Source organism: Actinosynnema sp. NPDC020468 (assembly GCF_040642015.1).
GTDB lineage: Bacteria > Actinomycetota > Actinomycetes > Mycobacteriales > Pseudonocardiaceae > Actinosynnema.
In genome coordinates this window covers 75,448-93,007 of the sequence record NZ_JBFAEO010000027.1, presented here as the reverse complement: position 1 = coordinate 93,007, position 17,560 = coordinate 75,448, and the positions used below count along the sequence as shown (strand labels likewise).

The window sequence follows — 17,560 nt, the reverse complement described above, 5'->3', positions numbered from 1 at the left end:
ATGGTCCGCGTCGGCTCGGGGCGCTCGGAGGGAAGAATAGAAATACTATTAGTGCTTCCTCGTTCGCCAGTGTGGGCCGCAACCATTGGTCGGCGACTAGCAGGCGGCAAGTAGGCGCGCCTTCCTTCGGCACGTGTCCTGGCGTAGCCCTCGCTCGCCGGGCCATATATGCGCACCTCTTCGCCTGGCGACGCCGTCTGTGCTCAAGTCAATTGAAGGAGTACCCTTGTCCGATGTCTACACCTTTTTCTCGTATGCGCGTATCGATAATTCGGCAACGCATGACCGCCTCCGAATGCTGAGTGAGGACATCGCTACCCAGTACATGAGCATGTCCGGACTGAAGGCCGATGTGTTCTTCGATAGCGAATCGATTTCCTTGGGTGAAAGGTGGCGTCAGCGCATCGAATCCGGCCTCGTGGCCTCCACCTTTTTGTTCGCCATCATTTCCCCTGCTTACATGCGTAGCCTTTGGTGTCGCGACGAACTTCGGACTTACCTCACGCTTGTTGGCGGCGGGCAAAGCAGGATGATCGTTCCGCTCCTTCTGTATCCGATGGAGGAAATCGATCGCCGTTTTCCAGGCGACGAATTGTGGAACGAGATCAAGGAGCTCAAGTTTCGGTCGATCCACAGTTTGCGTGCCGAGGAGCGCGGATCGCGGGAATGGATGTTCACGGTAATCGAAATTGCTAGCAAGATGGACGAAATTGTTGGCCCTCTAAATATGAGTGCATCGAATCCGGAATCGAATGGCGTCGGCCAAGTACTCCTTCTGGGGAAATCAACCCCGAGTGGCGAACTTGCCAGCCCGGCCGGCATTCTTGAGTTGCAGGCCGCAGCGGAGAATGCACTACCCCGACTGACGGAGGTGGCTGCCAGGTTCAGCCACTTCGTGAACCAGGTCGGCGACGAGATGACCGCTGCCACTCCACGCGCCCGGCAGGCGACTTCCTTCAAGGACAAGCTTGCGGCTGCGAACTCTCTCGCAAGCAAGTTGGAACCAATCGCAGAAGCGGCATTGGGTGCATCTAACGAGATGCGCCAAATTGTCGCAGATGTTTCGCCCGGGATTTCGGCCATCCTCGGGCAGGTGGCAAATTCGCCAACCGAACGAGCAGACCCGGGCATGCAGGAGTTTATCTCGAATGTGAAGGGGATGATCGAGGGAATTGCTGCTTCCTATGAAAGTTCGATTGTATTTCGTGACTCGATGGAGGGGAACAAGGGGTTTTCCAGGAGTCTTGACCGGGTTTTGATCACTCTTCAGGACTCGCTTCTCGCCATGGTCGATCTGAACGCAATGGCGCAGGCGTGGGGGGGAATTATCGAATCCTTCGAAGAGGACTAGGCGGTGTCGTACCCCTCCCTTTCGGGAGGCGTCAAACGATCACCGCCGCCGCTACGCAGAGCAGGCGGGCGCAGGGAGATCGACGGGTTGACGGTTGTCAGGAGGGTGGTACTCGTCCGCACAGCGGAGCCGACACTGTTCGGTGTCGAAACGCCGAACAGTGAACGTGTACGGCGGAGTGTCGGTGAGCTGGTTCAGTTTGGTGCGAGTGGGCCAGGCACCCGTGAGATGCGTGGTTGTGGTGGGGAGCCCCGCCTGATTCCCAAGTCGCATCGTCGTCCGCCGACTGTCGATCGGCCGATGTGCCGCTGCGGATCTAGGTGGGTTTCGCGGGGCTACCGGCAGGACCACGACGCGCCACGCGTGCACGTCGCATCCGGCCTGGATGACAACGCTTCCCCTGGCATTGGTCGCAACGTCGTGAGTGTTCGGCGGTTCGGCCAGGCCGCAGGTGGACATACCGGGCCTCGCCTCCCGAGTTGTCGCCGCCTAGTGCTGACCACGCGCGGATCGGTCTCACGTGTGTCGGGCACGGTGTTGGTCAGGCCTGACCGCTGCCGCCGTCCACAGTGGGCTGATCTGCCCGTCCGGAGATCATGGGACAGCCTTGGGTCACGGCGGAGAACGAAGAACGACGCCGGCCGGGCGGAGTGGTGTCCGTCTGGCCGGCGTCGCGGTGGAGAAGAAGGTCAGGCCGCGGCCTTGGTCTCCCAGAAGATCTTGTCGATCTGGGCGATCAGGTCGAGCAGTTCCTGGCCCTTCGCCGGGTCCATCGAGCCCTTCGTGCCGGAGGCGCCCGCGGCCTTGGTGGCGCGGTTGAAGAGGTCGTGGAGGTCCGGGTACTTCTCGAAGTGGGGCGGCTTGAAGTAGTCGGTCCAGAGGACCCACAGGTGGTGCTTGACGAGTTCGCTGCGCTGTTCCTTGATCAGGACGGCGCGCTCGCGGAACTCCGGGTCCTCGTTCGCCTGGTACTTCTCCTGCACTGCCTTGATCGATTCCGCTTCGATCCGGGCCTGCGCCGGGTCGTACACACCGCACGGGAGGTCGCAGTGCGCGGTGACCTCCGTGAGCGGGCGGCGGAGTTCACGGATGTACGACATGAGTCGCATCATTTACTCCCTGACAGTGGATGCTCCGACGTGCCGAACCCTACTCCCGGGGCTCTCGGCGGGCAGGTGGAGGTGATCGTTGGCACGACCTGGCGGACACCCGTTGCCGCTGGTTCGGGTGGTCGGGCCGTCGATGGTCCCGACCCTCAGGACGGGCGACCTCGTGATCGTCTCGTATCGCGGGAACCCGGCGCCCGGCGACGTGGTGCTGGTGCGGTGGGCGGCGCGGCCGGGGCAGCTCTCGGTCAAGCGGGTGGTGCGGGCGGAACCGGGTGGGTGGCACGTCGAGGGGGACAACCCGTTCGGGTCCACCGACTCTCGGACGTTGGGCGCGGCCGAGGTGGTCGGGGTGGCGCGGTTCCGGTTGTGGCCCCGGCCCCGGCGGTTGTGAGGACTCCCCGGGAGGGGAGTCCTCAGGGGCGACTCAGGACTTCAAGGACGCGTACCAGGTCTGGCAGTCCTCGTACGACGGCAGGAGGCCCTGCGCGAGCGCCTCCTCCAGCGACGGGGCCAGGGTGTCCTTCTCCGACAGCACCGGCTCGACGTCCGCCGGCCACGGCAGGTCGAGCGTCAACGGGTTCAGGCCGCGCTCGGCGCGCGGGTTGAAGCCCTCGGTGCACAGGTACGACGTGATCGTGCCGTCCTCCAGCGCCATCAGCGCGTGGCCGAGGCCCTCCGGCAGGTAGACCGAGTTGAACTTGCCCGGCTCCAGCACGACCGCGTCCCACTCGCCGAACGTCGGCGACCCCGCGCGCACGTCGACGACCACGTCCAGCAGCCGCCCGCGCGGGCAGTACACGTACTTCGCCTGCCCCGGCGGCACGTCCGCGTAGTGCACCCCGCGCACCACGCCGCGCCGCGACTCGCTGTGGTTGGTCTGCGCGACCTTCAACGGGTGCCCGACGGCCGCCGCGAAGGCCTGCTCCTGGAACGGCGCGACGAACAGCCCCCGGTCGTCGGGGAACACCGATGGGGTGAACTCGAAAGCGCCGGAAATTTTCAGCTCACGTGCCTGCATGGCGCACACCCTAGAACGGCCGGGATCTTGACCGATCCTGCCTGCGTAAACCGACCGGTCGGTGCAGAAAACCGGACGTACGTTCTGTGAAACCCCCTCTGAACTGCGGAAAGAGTGTGATCCCCGCCGCAGACAGCCGCCGTTCGCACTGCCACACTGACCCGCACACCGCCGCCAGGGCCGCCGCGTGGTCGTAATCCGACCGACGTCCAAGCCCGAAAATCTTTCCGTAATGGCCCCGTCGATCCGCGATTACCACGCCGGTCCGGTGCGCCGAACGCTCGCGCACCGCAGGAGGGACTCCCGTGACCGCTCTGAACGACCCGCTGACCACCGAACCGACCGACGAAGAGATCTTCGGCGCCCACGTGGGCGGCAAGCTGGAGATCGGCGCCACCGCCTCGCTCGCCGACCCGCGCGCGCTGGCCATCGCCTACACACCCGGTGTGGCTCGGGTGAGCCGGGCGATCGCCGACGACGCGAGCCTCGCCGCGAAGTACACGTGGGCGCACCGCCTGGTCGCCGTGGTGAGCGACGGCACGGCGGTGCTGGGTCTGGGCGACATCGGCCCGAGCGCGTCGCTGCCCGTCATGGAGGGCAAGGCGGCCCTGTTCAAGGCGTTCGGCGGGCTCGACTCGATCCCGCTGGTGCTGAACACGACGGACGTGGACGAGATCGTGGAGACCCTGGTCCGGCTGCGGCCGAGCTTCGGCGCGGTCAACCTGGAGGACGTCTCGGCGCCGCGCTGCTTCGAGTTGGAGAAGCGGCTCATCGAGGCGCTGGACGTGCCGGTCATGCACGACGACCAGCACGGCACCGCGGTCGTGGTGCTGGCGGCGCTGCGCGGCGCGAACACCGTGCTGGGCAAGGACCTCGCGAACCAGCGGGTGGTCGTGTCCGGCGCCGGCGCGGCGGGCGTGGCGTGCGCGAAGATCCTGCTCGCGGCGGGCATCGGCGAGGTCACCGTGGTCGACTCGCGCGGCATCGTGCACGCCGGTCGCGACGGGCTGAACCCGGTGAAGGCGGACCTGGCCGCGGTCACCAACGGGAGCGGGCTGCGCGGCGGCATCGCCGAGGCGCTGGTCGGCGCGGACGTGTTCGTCGGCGTCAGCTCGTCCACGGTGCCCGAGGAGCTGATCGCGACCATGGCGAAGGACTCCATCGTCTTCGCGCTGTCCAACCCGGACCCCGAGGTTCACCCGGACGTGGCGGGTCGGCACGCGGCGATCGTCGCCACGGGTCGCAGCGACTTCCCCAACCAGATCAACAACGTGCTCGCGTTCCCGGGCATCTTCCGCGGCGCGCTGGACGTGGGCGCGCGTCGGATCACCGAGAACATGAAGCTCGCGGCCGCCGACGCCATCGCGGCCGTCGCCTCGGACGACCTCGCCGCCGACCGCATCGTGCCCAGCGCCCTGGACCCCAGGGTCGGACCCGAAGTCGCCGCCGCCGTGGCCTTGGCAGCACGGGAAGACGGAGTAGCCTGACCGCTGTCGGAGTTGGGAGAGCTCCGGCCGCGTCCGTTCTCGCCCTCGGAAGACGAAACCACTCTTGTGCCGTTTCGTTAGCCCGTTGAGGGGTGGGCGATGACGCTCCGAAACGATACGGTCCCTCTCCTTGGGTGAACAGCCCGTGGAGAGGGACGCCGTGCCGCCGGAGCGTCTGGCCGGTTCGTCCCTGCCGTAGACACGGAAGGTGGGACCGTGCCCAAGCGGGTTGGACGCGCTCCGGTGGTGCTCGACCCTGCGCGGCCACCGCACACCCCGGTCGCACTCGACGGGATCGAGTTGCCGGAGGGGCCTGCTCTGCTGTGCGACCACAAGGGCGTCGTGATGCGGGCGAACGCGGGCGCGGTCGAGCTGGCCAAGGCCGCGGCCGGCGGCCTGGTCGGTCGTCCGCTGGGCGAGCTGCTGCTGGGCGACCCGACCGACCTGCGGCTGCACCGGACCGACGGCACGCTGCTGCCCGTCCGGGTGGCCCGCTACCCGGTTCCCGGCGCGGGCTTGCAGGCGGTCCTGCTGGTGGACGTCTCCGACCTGGCCCGCTCGGCCGCCGAGCTGCGCGACGAGCAGCGCCGGCTCGAGGCCGTGCAGCGGGTCGCGCGGATCGGCTCGTGGGAGTACGACCCGGTCACCGGCGTGACGGTCTGGTCCCAGTCGCACTACGAGATGATGGGCCTGGACCCGACCTCGACCGTGCCGGGCGCGCAGGCCGTGCTCGACATCGTGCACCCCGACGACTACGACATGGTCGCGAGCTACTGGGCGAACCGGGAGCTCGACGGCAACCCGATCGACATCGTCTACCGGATCGTGCCGCCCGACGGGGGCCTGCGGTGGATCCGCGGCGTGGCCGAGGCGAAGCTGCGCTCCGACGGGCGGACCCAGTTCATCACCGGGTACATCCAGGACATCACCGAGCAGTGGCGCACCGACCGCGAGCTGGCCACCGAGCGCGCCCGGCTGCTGGAGGCGCAGCGGATCGCGCGCATCGGCAGCTGGAGCTACGAGATCGGCACCGGCATGGTGCACCGCAGCGAGGTGCTGCTGGAGATGTACGCCGAGGTCGAGCTGGTGCCCGACGAGGACCTGCTGTGCGGCGTGCACCCGGACGACCGCGCGATGCTGGAGGACCTCAAGCGCGCGCTGCTGCACGCGAAGGACGGCGCGACCAGCGAGGTCGAGGTGCGCAGCGCGTTCGCGGACAAGGTCTACGTGTGCCGGGCCCGGGCCGAGCTGGACGGCGGTCGGGTGAAGCGGCTGCACGGCACCATCCAGGACGTCACCGAGGCCCGCGCGCTGGAGCGCCAGCTGCGCGAGGACCGGCGCCGGCTCGCCGACGCCCAGGCCGCCGCCCGGTTGGGCGTGTGGGAGTGGAACCTGCAAACCGGCGACGTCGTGTGGTCGGACATGCTGCACGACCTGTTCGGCGTCGAACGCGGGCAGCGCACCCGCTACCAGACCTACCTCGACCTGGTGCACGACGACGACCGGGTGTGGGTGGACGAGCTGTGGCAGCACCTGGCGACCGACGGCGAGCCCGTGCAGGCCGAGCACCGGATCGTCCGCCCGGACGGCCGGGTGCGGGTGTTCCGCAGCCACGGCGTGGTGGTGAAGGGCCCGGACGGGCTGCCGCTGGCCGTCGGCACGGCGCAGGACATCACCGAGCAGCGCGCCGCGGAAACCCGGATGAAGCGGTCCAGCCAGCGGTTCGCCGACCTGGTGTCGCTCACCCCGGTCGGCATCGGCCTGTTCGATGAAGGTGAACGGCTGGTCGACGCGAACGACGCGTTGTGCGACCTGCTCGGCATGGACCTGGAGCAGTTGCGCGGGATGACCGCCGAGCAGCTGACCCTGCCCGAGGACAACCCCAACCGGCTCCGGTCGGTGGAGCGGATGACCGCGCTCGGCGCCGACCGCACGCACAAGATCCCGCAGCGCATCCTGATCCGGCCCGACGGCGTGCTGGTCTACTGCGAGCTGCACATCGCGCTGTCCGTGCAGGACGACGGCCGCCGGTTCTGGCTGATCGTGTTCCAGGACATCACCGAGCGCCGCCGCACCGCCGAGGCGTTGCGGCACCAGGCGACCCACGACGAGCTGACCGGCCTGCCCAACCGCGCGCTGGTCAAGGAGCTGCTGGGCGGGCTGCTGGAGTCGCCGGACCGGGCGCGGGTGGCGGTGCTGTTCTGCGACATCGACAACTTCAAGCGGGTCAACGACTCGCTGGGCCACGACGCGGGCGACGAGCTGCTGGTGGCGTTGGCGCGCCGGTTGGAGGGCGGGCTTCCCGAGCGCTGCACGGCCGCGCGGTTGTCCGGCGACGAGTACGTGATCATCTGCGAAGACATCGACGAGGTCGGCGGCGTGGACGCGCTGGCGACCAAGGTGGCCGGGTTGTTGCGGACGGCGGTGCCGGTGCACGGCCAGCTGGTCCGGGTGTCCGCGTCGATCGGCGCGGCGGTGCCCAACGGGTCCCGGGCGACCGGCAACGACCTGCTGCGGTTCGCGGACGCGGCCATGTTCGAGGCCAAGCGGGCGGGCGCGGGTCGGGTGTCGCTGGCGTCGGCGGCGCTGATCGCGTCGGCCGACCGGCAGGTGCACCTGGAGGGTCAGCTGCGGGACGCGCTGGCCAACGACGGCCTGGCGCTGCACTTCCAGCCCGTGGTGGGCGTGGACGGCGCGGTGCAGACCGCCGAGGCGCTGGTCCGCTGGCCGCACCCGGACCGCGGGCTGTTGCCGCCGGACATCTTCCTGCCGGTGGCCGAGCAGGGCGACCTGCTGCGCGAGCTGGACCGGTGGGTGCTGCGGACGGCGTTGAAGGAGGCCTCCACCTGGCCCGCGCCGAACGGGCAGCCGGTGTCGGTCGCGGTGAACCTCGCCGGGCTGGTGCCGGGCGACCCCGAGTTCGTGGACATCGTTGCCAACACCATCGCCGAGACCGGCATCCCGTGGGACCGGGTGGTGCTGGAGCTGGTCGAGACCGCGCTGGTGGACCTGCCGTCGCGGGTGCGCCAGTCGATGGACGAGCTGGTGGCGCGCGGCATCCGGTTCGCGGTGGACGACTTCGGCACCGGGTACTCCTCGCTGGCCCGGCTCAAGGACCTGCCCGCGCAGATCATCAAGGTGGACCGGCGGTTCGTGTCGGGTGTCGGCAACGACTCGTCGGACTTCGCGGTCGCGCGGGCCGTGGTGGACATGGCCCGCGCGATGGGCCGCAAGTGCGTGGCGGAGGGCGTGGAGACGGCGACCCAGTTCCACGTGCTGCGCGGGGTGGGCGTGGACGCCTACCAGGGCTGGCTGTTCAGCAGACCGGTGCCGCCCAAGGAGTTCCGCGCGGTGCTGGCCCTGGGTCCGCTGCACATCCCGCGCGCCGGCTGACCGGGCCGGACCGGGCACGCGGGTGTGCGCTGCCGCGCGGGCCGGTCGCGGGGGAGTCGGCCCGGCGCGGGGTGCGGTCAGCCGGTGGGTCGGGCGGGCTCGGTGGTCAGGGCGGACTCGCGGATCAGGGGCAGCAGCTCGGCGATCCGGTGGCGGGGCAGGTCGATCAGGCGCTCGTCCAGGTCGTCGTGGTCCGGGATGCGGTCGCGGGCTTCGCGCTTGCTGATCCGGCACGCCACGGTCAGGGCTTCGCGCCACACGTTGCCGAGCTTGCCGTGCGCGCGCATCAGGACCTCGCGCACGGCGAGGCCACCGGCGTCCAGGGTGCCCGCCAACACCTGGTCCGCCACCACGACGCAGTGCTTGCCGTCCGGGGTGGACCGCAGGAACCGCAGCGCGAACCTGGTGTCCACCAAGGACTTCAGGCCCTGCTGGCCGGCCGCGGACGCCACGTCCGGGTGGTTGTTCGGCACCAGCGCGGCCATCCGGCCCGGTGAGCAGGCGAGCAGCGTGCGCAGCAGCCACGGGCCCGGGTCGCCGGACAGGTCGACGGCCAGCGACGCGGCGCCCTTGCCGACCGGGTCGGCCCAGCCGGGCTGCCGGGGTTTGGGCGGCGGCGTGGACTCCGGGCGCGGCGCGAGGTCGACCAGGGCGGCCAGGGCCTCGGAACTCGGGCCGGTCGCCTCGATCGACTGCGGGCCGTGGGTGTAGATCGCGGTGCGGCCGGGCGTGACCGAGCGGCGGGACGTGGGCCGGCACACGTACAGGTCGGCCGCGCTGCCGATGGCCTGCGCGCCGTCGAACCGGTGGAAGTCGGGCAGGATCGCCTCGAACACCAGGCCGAGCCGCTGCAACTCCTGCTGCACCTTGAGCCCCAGCGCGGGCGCGCGGTCGCTGAAGCCGTACGCGAGCAGCACCCGGCCGTCGGCGCCCAGGCACTCGACCGCGCGGCCGGCGAACAGGCCCATGCCCTCCGGCGTGTACGGCGGGTCGCTGAACACCAGGTCGGCGGTGTCCACGACGGACGGTGGCACGCCGAACCGGAAGTCCGCGTGCAGGGTGCGCACCGGCCAGCCGCGGTCGTCCGCGCGGGACGAGATGTAGGCCAGCAGCCGGTCGTCCACGTCGACCACCAGCACCCGCACGTCCGGGTTCACCGCGCACACCGCGAGCGAGGTGAGGTCGTGGTCGCCGAGGCACAGCAGGGTCCGGCCGGCCAGGTCGTAGTGGGTGTCCAGCCACAACGCGCGCTTCAGCGCCGTCTCGGCGGTCGCCTGCACGTGGTCCAGCGCGGCCAGCGGCGGCGGCACGTCGGCGATGTCGGACAGCAGGGTGCGCAGGTCCTCGACGTGCCGGGACACCAGGGCGTCCAGCGGGTCGACCGGGTCGGCGAAGTCGAGGAACTCCGCGTAGTCGGCGCTCGGCGCGAGCCGGAACCGGTCGCGGTCGGTCTCCAGGTCGCCGGACACCGCCGCCAGCAGCTCCTGCACGGTGCGCCTGGGCACCGCGGGAAGCCGCACCAGTTCGGCGAGGGTGTGCCAGTCGGACGCGAGCAGCGCGAGGACCCGGCGCAGCTTGCGCGCGTGCGCGCCGCGCTCGGACAGCAGAGCGCGGACTAGTTCGGTTGCCACAACCGGAGCAGCCTACTGACCGAATCCTGGAACGCCGTGCCGCGGTCGTCCCGACGGGCTAGTGTCGTTCGACGCTTGACACACCGGCAGGGAGGACATCGGGTGATCGAGTTCCGCGACGTCACCAAGCGGTACGACGACGGGACCACCGCGGTGAACGGTCTGGACCTCACGGTGGAGGCGGGCACCATCACGGTCTTCGTGGGACCCTCCGGGTGCGGCAAGACCACGTCGTTGCGCATGGTGAACCGGATGATCGACCCCACGTCGGGCACCGTCCTGGTGGACGGGAAGGACGTGCTGAAGGTCGACCCGCCCACGCTGCGGCGCGGCATCGGCTACGTGATCCAGCAGGCCGGGCTGTTCCCGCACCGGACCGTGCTGGACAACGTGGCCACGGTGCCGCTGCTGTCCGGTTGGGACAAGCGCAGGGCCCGTTCCCGCGCGGCCGAGCTGCTGGAGCTGGTCGGCCTGCCGACCGAACTGGGCAGGCGCTACCCGGCCCAGCTCTCCGGCGGTCAGCAGCAGCGCGTCGGCGTGGCGCGCGCGCTCGCCGCCGACCCGCCGGTGCTGCTGATGGACGAGCCGTTCAGCGCGGTGGACCCGGTGGTGCGCGAGGGCCTCCAGGACGAGCTGCTGCGCCTGCAGGCCGAGCTGGACAAGACGATCGTCTTCGTCACGCACGACATCGACGAGGCGGTGCGGATCGGCGAGAAGGTCGCGGTGTTCCGCGAGGGCGGGATCCTGGCCCAGTACGCGCCGCCGGCGGAACTGCTGACCCGGCCCGCGGACGACTTCGTGGCGAGCTTCGTCGGCAAGGACCGCGGCTACCGCTCGCTGTCCTTTGTGGACGCCACCGGCGTGGAGATCACGAAGGAGCCCACCGCGGACGAGGGCGGCGACGGCTGGCGGCTGGTCGTGGACGGCGACCGGCGGCCCCAGGGCTGGCGCGCGCCGGACGGCGCGGAGGTGCCCGGCGGCTCGCTGTACGAGGTCGGCGGCCCGGTGCGCGGCGCGCTGGACGCGGCGCTGTCCTCGCCGTCCGGGCTCGGCGTCGTGGTGGACGCGGAGGGCCGGTACGCGGGCGTCGTGCGGGCGCACCAGGTGATCGACGTGATCGAGAGCCGCCGTGGGTGACATCGTCAAGTACCTGAGCGACGCCGGCACCCGGGCGGCGGTGCTGGACATGCTGCTCCAGCACGTCTACCTGTCGCTGCTGCCGCTGGTGATCGCGGTGGTGCTGGCGATCGTGCTCGGGTTGCTCGGCCACCGGTACCGGCAGGTCAACAGCACCCTGGTGACGCTGGCGAACGCGATCTACACGGTGCCGTCGCTGGCCCTGTTCGCGATCATCCCGGCGGTGATCGGCACCCAGGTGCTCGACCCGCTGAACGTGGTGATCGCGCTGACGATCTACACCACCGCGCTGCTGGTGCGGCCGGTCGTGGACGCGCTGGACGCCGTGCCGACGCACGTGACGGCCGCGGCGACCGCGATGGGCTTCCGGCCGTGGCGGCTGTTCCTCACGGTGGAGCTGCCGCTGTCCGTGCCGGTGCTGGCGGCGGGCGTGCGGGTCGGCGCGGTGAGCAACATCAGCCTGGTCAGCGTCGGCGCGCTGATCGGCACCGGCGGGCTCGGCGTGCTGTTCACCGACGGGTTCCGGCAGCGCTACCTCGCGCCGATCGTCATCGGCATCGTGCTGACGCTGGTGCTCGCGCTGGTGGTGGACCTGCTCTTGGTGGGCCTGCGCCGGCTGCTGACGCCGTGGACGAGGGCGGGGCGGGCATGATCTTCGCGGACGCGTTCGCGTGGCTGCTCGACGCGGCGAACTGGACCGGGCCGAAGTCGATCCCGGTGCGCATCGGCATCCACCTGCTGTACTGCCTGGGCGCGGTGGTCGGCGCGTCGCTGATCGCGGTGCCGCTGGGCCTGTACGTGGGGCACACCGGGCGCGGCGGGCTGGTGCTCGTGGGCGGCAGCAACGCGTTGCGCGCGCTGCCCACGCTCGGCCTGGTGACGTTCCTCTACCTGATCGCGGGCGGTGGCACCGTCGGCGTGCTGATCGGGTTGATCGTGCTCGCGGTGCCGCCCATCCTGGCCGGCGCGTACGCGGGCGTGCAGGAGGTCGACCGCGGCGTCGTGGACGCCGCGCGCGGCATGGGCATGACCGGCGCGCAGCGGTTGTGGCGCGTCGAGGTGCCCAACGCACTGCCGCTGCTCGTGGGCGGGGTGCGCAACGCCACGCTCCAGGTGGTCGCGACCGCGTCGGTCGCGGCGTACGTGGGCATCGAGACCCTCGGCCGTCCGCTGATCGACGGTTTGCGGGTGCTCGACTACGGGCAGTTCGTCGGAGGCGCGATCCTCATCGCGCTGCTCGCGGTGGCGCTCGACCTGCTGCTGGCCCTGGCCGGCAGGTTCGTCGTGCCGAAGGGTTTGCGGCTGTCCGCACAGCCGAGGCGCCGCAGGAAAGTGGCGCCCGTTCAAGTGGGAGGTAGTACGGCATGAAGCGCACGATGGCCGTCATCGTCGCGGCGGCAGCGCTCTTCGCCTCCGCGTGCGGGTCCAAAGAGGACCTGAGCGGTGCGAACTCGACCACCGCGTCCGGTGAGGTCGTGGTCGGCTCGGCCGACTTCACCGAGAACAAGATCCTGGCCGAGATCTACGCCGGCGCGCTGCGCGGCGCGGGCGCGAAGGTGTCGGTCAAGGCCGGCATCGGCGCGCGCGAGCTCGTCGTGAAGGCGTTGCAGGACAAGTCGCTCGGCGTGGTCCCGGAGTACACCGGCAACCTGCTGAACTACTTCGACAAGAGCAACACCACGACCAAGACCGACGAGGTGTACACGGCGCTCAAGTCGAAGACCCCGTCGGGCCTGGAGGTCCTGGACAAGGCCGCGGCCGAGGACAAGGACGTGCTGGTGGTCACCAAGGCCACCGCCGACGGCGGCGTGAAGTCGATCGCGGACCTCGGTTCGGACAAGTACGTGCTCGGCGCGGCGGGCGAGTGGGCGCAGCGCTGGCAGACCAAGATCGCCGATCTCTACGGCGTGAAGTTCAAGGAGATCAAGACCACCGACGCCGGTGGCCCGGTCACCGTGGACGCGCTGAAGAACGGCACCGCGCAGGTCGCCAACCTCTACACGACGTCGTCGGACATCGCGGCGAACGGCTTCGTGCAGCTGGAGGACCCCAAGTCGCTGTACCCGGCGCAGAACATCGTGCCGCTGCTGCGTTCCGGCGCGGTGGACGACAAGGGCAAGGCGGCGCTGAACAAGGTCTCCCAGGCGCTCACCACCGACAAGCTCGCCGAACTGGTGAAGCGGGTGGACGTGGACAAGGAGACCGCCGTGAACGTGGCGGCGGACTTCCTGACCAAGGAGAAGATCTAGGCTTCACGACGGCCGCCGATGCGCTCAGTGAGCGCGTCGGCGGCCTTTGTCGTCTCCTCGGCCAGTTCCGGCCACACCTGGCCGCACTCGTCGTCGCACACGTGCCGGAAGGTGACCGTGATCGCCGCGATCGGGCGGCCGCCGTGGTCGAACACCGGCGTGGCCACCGAGGCGAAACCCGCGGTCACGTAGCCGTCCTCGACCGCCCACCCCCGGCGCCGCTCGGTCGCGAGCAGCCGGCGCAGACCCGGCAGGTTGCGCGGGCCCCGGCCGGTGCGGTCCACGAAGCTGCCGGCGGTCGGGAACAGCGCCCGCACCTGCGCGTCCGGCAGCCGGGCCAGCATCGCCCGACCCGACGCCGTCAGGTGCGACGGCAGCCGCACGCCCACGTCGGACACGATCGTCGCCGGCCGTCGAGGCTGCTCCCGCAGCAGGTAGAGCGCCTCCGCGCCGTGCAGCACGCCCAGGTGGGCGGTGAAGTCCACCGCGTCCACCAGCCGCCGCAGCAGCGGCCGCGCCAACCGCTCCAGCGGGTCGTGGCGCAGGTACGCCGACCCGAGTTCGAACGCCGCCACGCCAAGGCCGTACCGGCGCTCCTCGGGGAAGTGCGTGGCGAAGCCGGCCTCGGTCAGCTCGGCCAGCAGGTGGTAGGTCGTCGACCGGGGCAGGCCCAGTTCGCGCGCCACCGTCGCGGCGGACAGCGGACCCGGTCGACCGGCGAGCAGTCGCAGCACGGCCAGTCCCCGCCGCAGCGCGGGCACGTCGCTGCTGACTCCCATGCACGACATTCTCAACAAATCGGGGCTTCCGCGCATTGGAGGGGTATGACGACGAGCTTCGAGGAGTTCGCGGCAGGGCAGGTGACCCCGCTGCTGCGGTACGCCACGGCGCTGGCGGGGGATCCGCACCTGGCCCAGGACCTGGTGCAGGAGTCGTTACTGCGCGCCCAGCAGCGCTGGAAGCGCATCGGCGACCTCGCGCACCCGGCCGCGTACCTGAAACGCATGGTCACCAACGAGTTCCTGTCGTGGCGGCGCAGATTCGTCCGGCACGCGCCACTGGCCGAGGACGCCTCGACCGCGGACCCGACCCGGGCGGTGGACGAGCGGGACGCCATGGCGCGCAGCATCGCCCGGCTCACCCGCAAGCAGCGCGTGGCGATCGTGCTCCGGTACTTCGAGGACTACGAGGACGCGGCGATCGCCGAGGTGCTGGGGTGCGCCGAGGTGACCGTCCGCAGCCACATCTCCCGCGCGCTGACGACGTTGCGCGCGGAGCACAAGCAGAAGGAGGCGGCGCTGTGAACGACGTCGAGGACCTGATCCGCGACACCCTGCGGCACCAGGCCGACCGGGCGTCGGGCGAGGGGGAGGTGCTGGCGGCCCTGCACCGGCCGCGCCGGGCGACCAGGGTGCCCTGGGCGGTGGGCCTCGCGACGGTGACGGCCGCGGTCGTGGTGGTGGCGGTGGTCGAGGGGGTCCGGTCGGGCGGCGTGGACACCGCGGGACCGGGCACGAGCGCGAGCGCGGCGGCGACCACCGTGCCGGAGACCCCGCTGGGGTTCACGCCGTCGTTCCTGCCCGAGGGCTTCAAGGAGGTCAAGCGGGAGGTGACGCCGACCAGCGTCAACCGGGTGTGGCGGGACCGGCAGTACTACGTGGTGTCGCTCACCGTGGTCACCGTGGACGCGGCGCACCCGAAACCGGCCGACGGCGTCTTCCCGGACGTCGAGGGCCCGGCCGAGGTCTTCGGCCTGGACGCGGGTCACTACGGCAAGCTCATCGTCACCGGACCCGACGGCGAGGCGGAACGGGTGCGGGTCCGCGACTCGATCCACCCCGTCGCCGACACCTTCCGGTTCCCGGTCGCGGTCGAGGGCGCGGAGAAGGCGACCCTGGAGCTCGAGGACGACCACCCGTCGCTCGACGTCTGGTTCCCCGAGGAGCACGCGTTCCGGCGGCTCTGGCTCGGTCCGCGCGCGAACACCGGCCAGTGGGCGCGGGACACCACCGCCCGCGGCGGGCCCGCGAAGGTCGGCTACCCCGACGGCACCATCTCCGCGCAGGTCGGCGACGACCCGAACCGGCAGTTGACGATCATGACGACCCGGCCGGCCTCCGATGCGCGCCTGGTGGAGCTGATCGAGGGGTTGGTGGTCGACCCGAACCCCGACCTGGCCTGGCTCGGCTCCTGACGCGCCACCACGTCTTCCCGCGCGCCGACCGGGTCGCGCGGACCACTCGAGAACGAAGGGGGGAATTCGTGCACACCACCGAGGACCGCGGCGTCCACGCCGTTCGGGTGCGCGCCGGCCGGGTTCGCGGAGGTCGAACCGGACCCGGACCCGGGCTGGACCGGGAGGTGACGGCCGGGTGCCGTCGCGAGGACACGAGCAGGGAGGAGGCACTGTGATCGACATCGGGAAGCCGGCCCGCGACGCGGCTCGCGGTAGCCGGGCGCGGCGGGCGGTGGTGGGGTTGGCCGCGCTCGCGGCGGTGGTCACCGTCGTCGGCACGGCGGACGCCGGACCCGGCACGGCGACGCCGACCACGCCGGTCGCGACGTCCGCGCCGGCACCGAAGAGCACCGTGCAGGCGTGGCCGAGGACCGCGTCGGTGCCGACCGTGCCGCCGACGACGCCGAAGCCGGGCGTGTCGACCACGCCGGTGGTCCCGTTCCTTTACGCGCCCACCTGGTTGCCGGAGGGGTACGTGGAGAGCGAGCGGTCGTCGTCGGCCTTCGGCCCGGGCGCGGGCGTCAAGCGGTTGTGGACCCACCCGACGGGGGCGACGGTCTCCTTCGCCGTGGTGAAGCCGACGGACCCGAACTTCCCGCGCACCGGCCTGTACAGCGGGCCGGACGGGATGGCCGAGTACTTCGAGCTGGACGCGGAGCACGTCGGCGTGGTCGGGGCGTGGGGTCCCGACGAGACCCCGACCAGGAAGCGGATCCGGGAGTCGGTGCGGCCCTCCGACGGGGTCTTCCGGGCGCCCGCGGGCGTGGCGGGTTCCGAGGGCACGGCCGTGTACGGCCGCGACGGCGCCTGGAACTCGGTGACCACCTACACCCGACCCGGCCACCCCGAGCGCTTCTACGCCCGGCTCACCACCGACTTCGGTTTCCCGCCCGAGGCGGTGCCGACGACGGCGCGGGGCCTGCCCGCGACGGTGAGCTACAACCGGATCCACCTGGAGCTGGAGCCCGGGCGCTGGCTCCTGGTCGAGGCCGCCTGGGGGCTCACGACCGAGGAGCTCGTGGCGCTCGCCGAGGAGATCGAGATCGACCCGAACCCGGACCTGGGCTGGATCGGGAAATGACGGCCGAGAGCCGTTTTTCGCACGACGAGAGCAGGGGGAAGCACTGTGATCACCATCGAGAAGTCGAACCGCACGACCCTGGGGCGTCGCCTCACGGCGGGCCTGGCCGCGGTGGCGGCGGCGGTGGCCGTCGTGGGTGTGGCGAACGTCGGCCAGGCCGCGGCCACGCCGACGACGACGACCGTGCAGTCGCACCCGTTCCTCTACGCGCCGACCTCGCTGCCGGCGGGGTTCGTGGAGGTCCAGCGGTCGGCGTCGACCTACGGGAACACCGTCCGGCGGGTGTGGCGGCGCGAGTCGCCCGCCGCGCAGATCGCGTTCACCGTGGTGGACCTGGACCCGAACTCGTGGGAGTCGCCGACCGGCGAGTACACCACGGGCGACGGCTGGGCGCGGAACTTCGTGCTGGACGAGGGCCACTTCGCGCGGCTGTCGGTGACCGGTGACCTCGACGTCGAGGCGACCTGGTCGCAGGTGAAGGACTCGGCGCAGCCGGACGGCGGCTCGTTCCGCGCGCCGCTGGCGATCGACGGCGAGAACTACGCGACGGTGTACGCCCAGGACGGCACCTGGAAGTCGTTCACCAGGTTCTCCCTGAACGGTTCCTGGCAGGAGCGGGGCGTCCGGTTGACCACCGACGGTCCGACCGACCCGAACGCGCAGCCGACCACGGCCCGCGGCCTGCCGGCGCTGGTGAGCTGGGGTGCCCTCTACGTCGAGGTGGAGCCCGGCCGGTGGCTGGTGGTCGAGGGCGCCTACCAGGAGTCGGCGGCGAACCTGGTGGGGTACGCCGAGGACGTGGTGTTGGACGCCACCCCGGACGTGTCCTGGACCAACCCGTGACGGCGTGACCGCGCCCGAGCGCTGA

At 70.8% G+C, this 17,560-nt stretch carries 16 protein-coding genes; 12 read left to right on the top strand and 4 right to left on the bottom strand.

Annotated features, from left to right (window positions below; translation table 11 throughout):
* The first annotated feature begins 226 nt into the window (after positions 1–226).
* Positions 227–1,351 (top strand): toll/interleukin-1 receptor domain-containing protein, encoded by a 1,125-nt coding sequence (locus tag AB0G50_RS20550; RefSeq protein ID WP_360110801.1) that lies wholly within the window; start codon positions 227–229, stop codon positions 1,349–1,351.
* Between the two features lie 689 nt (positions 1,352–2,040).
* Here AB0G50_RS20550 and sodN read toward each other — a convergent pair.
* The gene (gene sodN, locus AB0G50_RS20545; protein WP_360110798.1) at positions 2,041–2,460 is read right to left on the bottom strand and encodes a superoxide dismutase, Ni; all 420 of its coding nucleotides are present in this window, start codon (positions 2,458–2,460) and stop codon (positions 2,041–2,043) included.
* A 103-nt stretch (positions 2,461–2,563) separates the two neighbouring features.
* On the opposite strand from sodN, the gene AB0G50_RS20540 reads away from it, so the two are divergent.
* Positions 2,564–2,851 (top strand): S26 family signal peptidase, encoded by a 288-nt coding sequence (locus AB0G50_RS20540; RefSeq protein ID WP_360110795.1) that lies wholly within the window; start codon positions 2,564–2,566, stop codon positions 2,849–2,851.
* Between the two features lie 33 nt (positions 2,852–2,884).
* Here the strand turns inward: AB0G50_RS20540 and AB0G50_RS20535 are convergent, their stop codons facing one another.
* On the bottom strand, positions 2,885–3,478 hold the full coding sequence (locus tag AB0G50_RS20535; RefSeq protein WP_360110792.1) for a dTDP-4-dehydrorhamnose 3,5-epimerase family protein: 594 nt from the start codon (positions 3,476–3,478) through the stop codon (positions 2,885–2,887).
* A 305-nt stretch (positions 3,479–3,783) separates the two neighbouring features.
* Here AB0G50_RS20535 and AB0G50_RS20530 point away from each other — a divergent pair, with 305 nt between their 5' ends.
* Together AB0G50_RS20530 and AB0G50_RS20525 are read left to right on the top strand one after the other, a co-directional pair.
* Positions 3,784–4,965, top strand: a complete 1,182-nt coding sequence (locus tag AB0G50_RS20530) for an NADP-dependent malic enzyme (RefSeq protein ID WP_360110789.1) — start codon at positions 3,784–3,786, stop codon at positions 4,963–4,965.
* A gap of 216 nt (positions 4,966–5,181) precedes the next feature.
* Positions 5,182–8,358, top strand: coding sequence for an EAL domain-containing protein (locus AB0G50_RS20525; protein ID WP_360110786.1), 3,177 nt, complete (start codon positions 5,182–5,184; stop codon positions 8,356–8,358).
* 77 nt (positions 8,359–8,435) lie between these two features.
* Here the strand turns inward: AB0G50_RS20525 and AB0G50_RS20520 are convergent, their stop codons facing one another.
* Positions 8,436–9,989 carry a bis-aminopropyl spermidine synthase family protein gene (locus AB0G50_RS20520; RefSeq protein ID WP_360110783.1) on the bottom strand — a complete coding sequence of 518 codons (1,554 nt, stop codon included), beginning with the start codon at positions 9,987–9,989 and terminating at the stop codon, positions 8,436–8,438.
* Between the two features lie 102 nt (positions 9,990–10,091).
* Between AB0G50_RS20520 and AB0G50_RS20515 the strand changes: the two genes are divergently transcribed.
* From AB0G50_RS20515 to AB0G50_RS20500, 4 genes are read left to right on the top strand one after another with little or no spacing between them, the layout of a single operon-like run.
* Positions 10,092–11,126, top strand: a complete 1,035-nt coding sequence (locus AB0G50_RS20515) for an ABC transporter ATP-binding protein (RefSeq protein ID WP_360110781.1) — start codon at positions 10,092–10,094, stop codon at positions 11,124–11,126.
* A gap of 49 nt (positions 11,127–11,175) precedes the next feature.
* Positions 11,176–11,778: an ABC transporter permease subunit gene (locus AB0G50_RS20510; protein ID WP_360110855.1), complete on the top strand. Its 603-nt coding sequence runs from the start codon at positions 11,176–11,178 to the stop codon at positions 11,776–11,778.
* Positions 11,775–12,494, top strand: coding sequence for an ABC transporter permease (locus AB0G50_RS20505; protein WP_360110852.1), 720 nt, complete (start codon positions 11,775–11,777; stop codon positions 12,492–12,494). Before AB0G50_RS20510 ends, AB0G50_RS20505 begins: the two co-directional genes overlap by 4 nt.
* Positions 12,491–13,375, top strand: a complete 885-nt coding sequence (locus AB0G50_RS20500; protein WP_360110778.1) for an ABC transporter substrate-binding protein — start codon at positions 12,491–12,493, stop codon at positions 13,373–13,375. The genes AB0G50_RS20505 and AB0G50_RS20500 overlap by 4 nt, the downstream gene beginning before the upstream one ends.
* On the opposite strand, the gene AB0G50_RS20495 is transcribed toward AB0G50_RS20500, so the two are convergent.
* Entirely contained in the window at positions 13,372–14,154 is a 783-nt protein-coding gene (locus AB0G50_RS20495; RefSeq protein ID WP_360110775.1) for an IclR family transcriptional regulator, read from the bottom strand. The genes AB0G50_RS20500 and AB0G50_RS20495 overlap by 4 nt on opposite strands.
* A 45-nt stretch (positions 14,155–14,199) precedes the next feature.
* Between AB0G50_RS20495 and AB0G50_RS20490 the strand changes: the two genes are divergently transcribed.
* From AB0G50_RS20490 to AB0G50_RS20475, 4 genes are all read left to right on the top strand, one after another.
* Positions 14,200–14,679, top strand: a complete 480-nt coding sequence (locus AB0G50_RS20490) for a SigE family RNA polymerase sigma factor (RefSeq protein WP_360110772.1) — start codon at positions 14,200–14,202, stop codon at positions 14,677–14,679.
* Positions 14,676–15,569, top strand: coding sequence for a hypothetical protein (locus AB0G50_RS20485; RefSeq protein ID WP_360110769.1), 894 nt, complete (start codon positions 14,676–14,678; stop codon positions 15,567–15,569). Before AB0G50_RS20490 ends, AB0G50_RS20485 begins: the two co-directional genes overlap by 4 nt.
* A 214-nt stretch (positions 15,570–15,783) precedes the next feature.
* Positions 15,784–16,692, top strand: coding sequence for a hypothetical protein (locus AB0G50_RS20480; protein ID WP_360110766.1), 909 nt, complete (start codon positions 15,784–15,786; stop codon positions 16,690–16,692).
* Positions 16,693–16,737: 45 nt separating this feature from the next.
* Complete coding sequence (locus tag AB0G50_RS20475) at positions 16,738–17,535, top strand: hypothetical protein (protein WP_360110763.1); 798 nt, start codon at positions 16,738–16,740, stop codon at positions 17,533–17,535.
* Positions 17,536–17,560 lie beyond the last annotated feature (25 nt).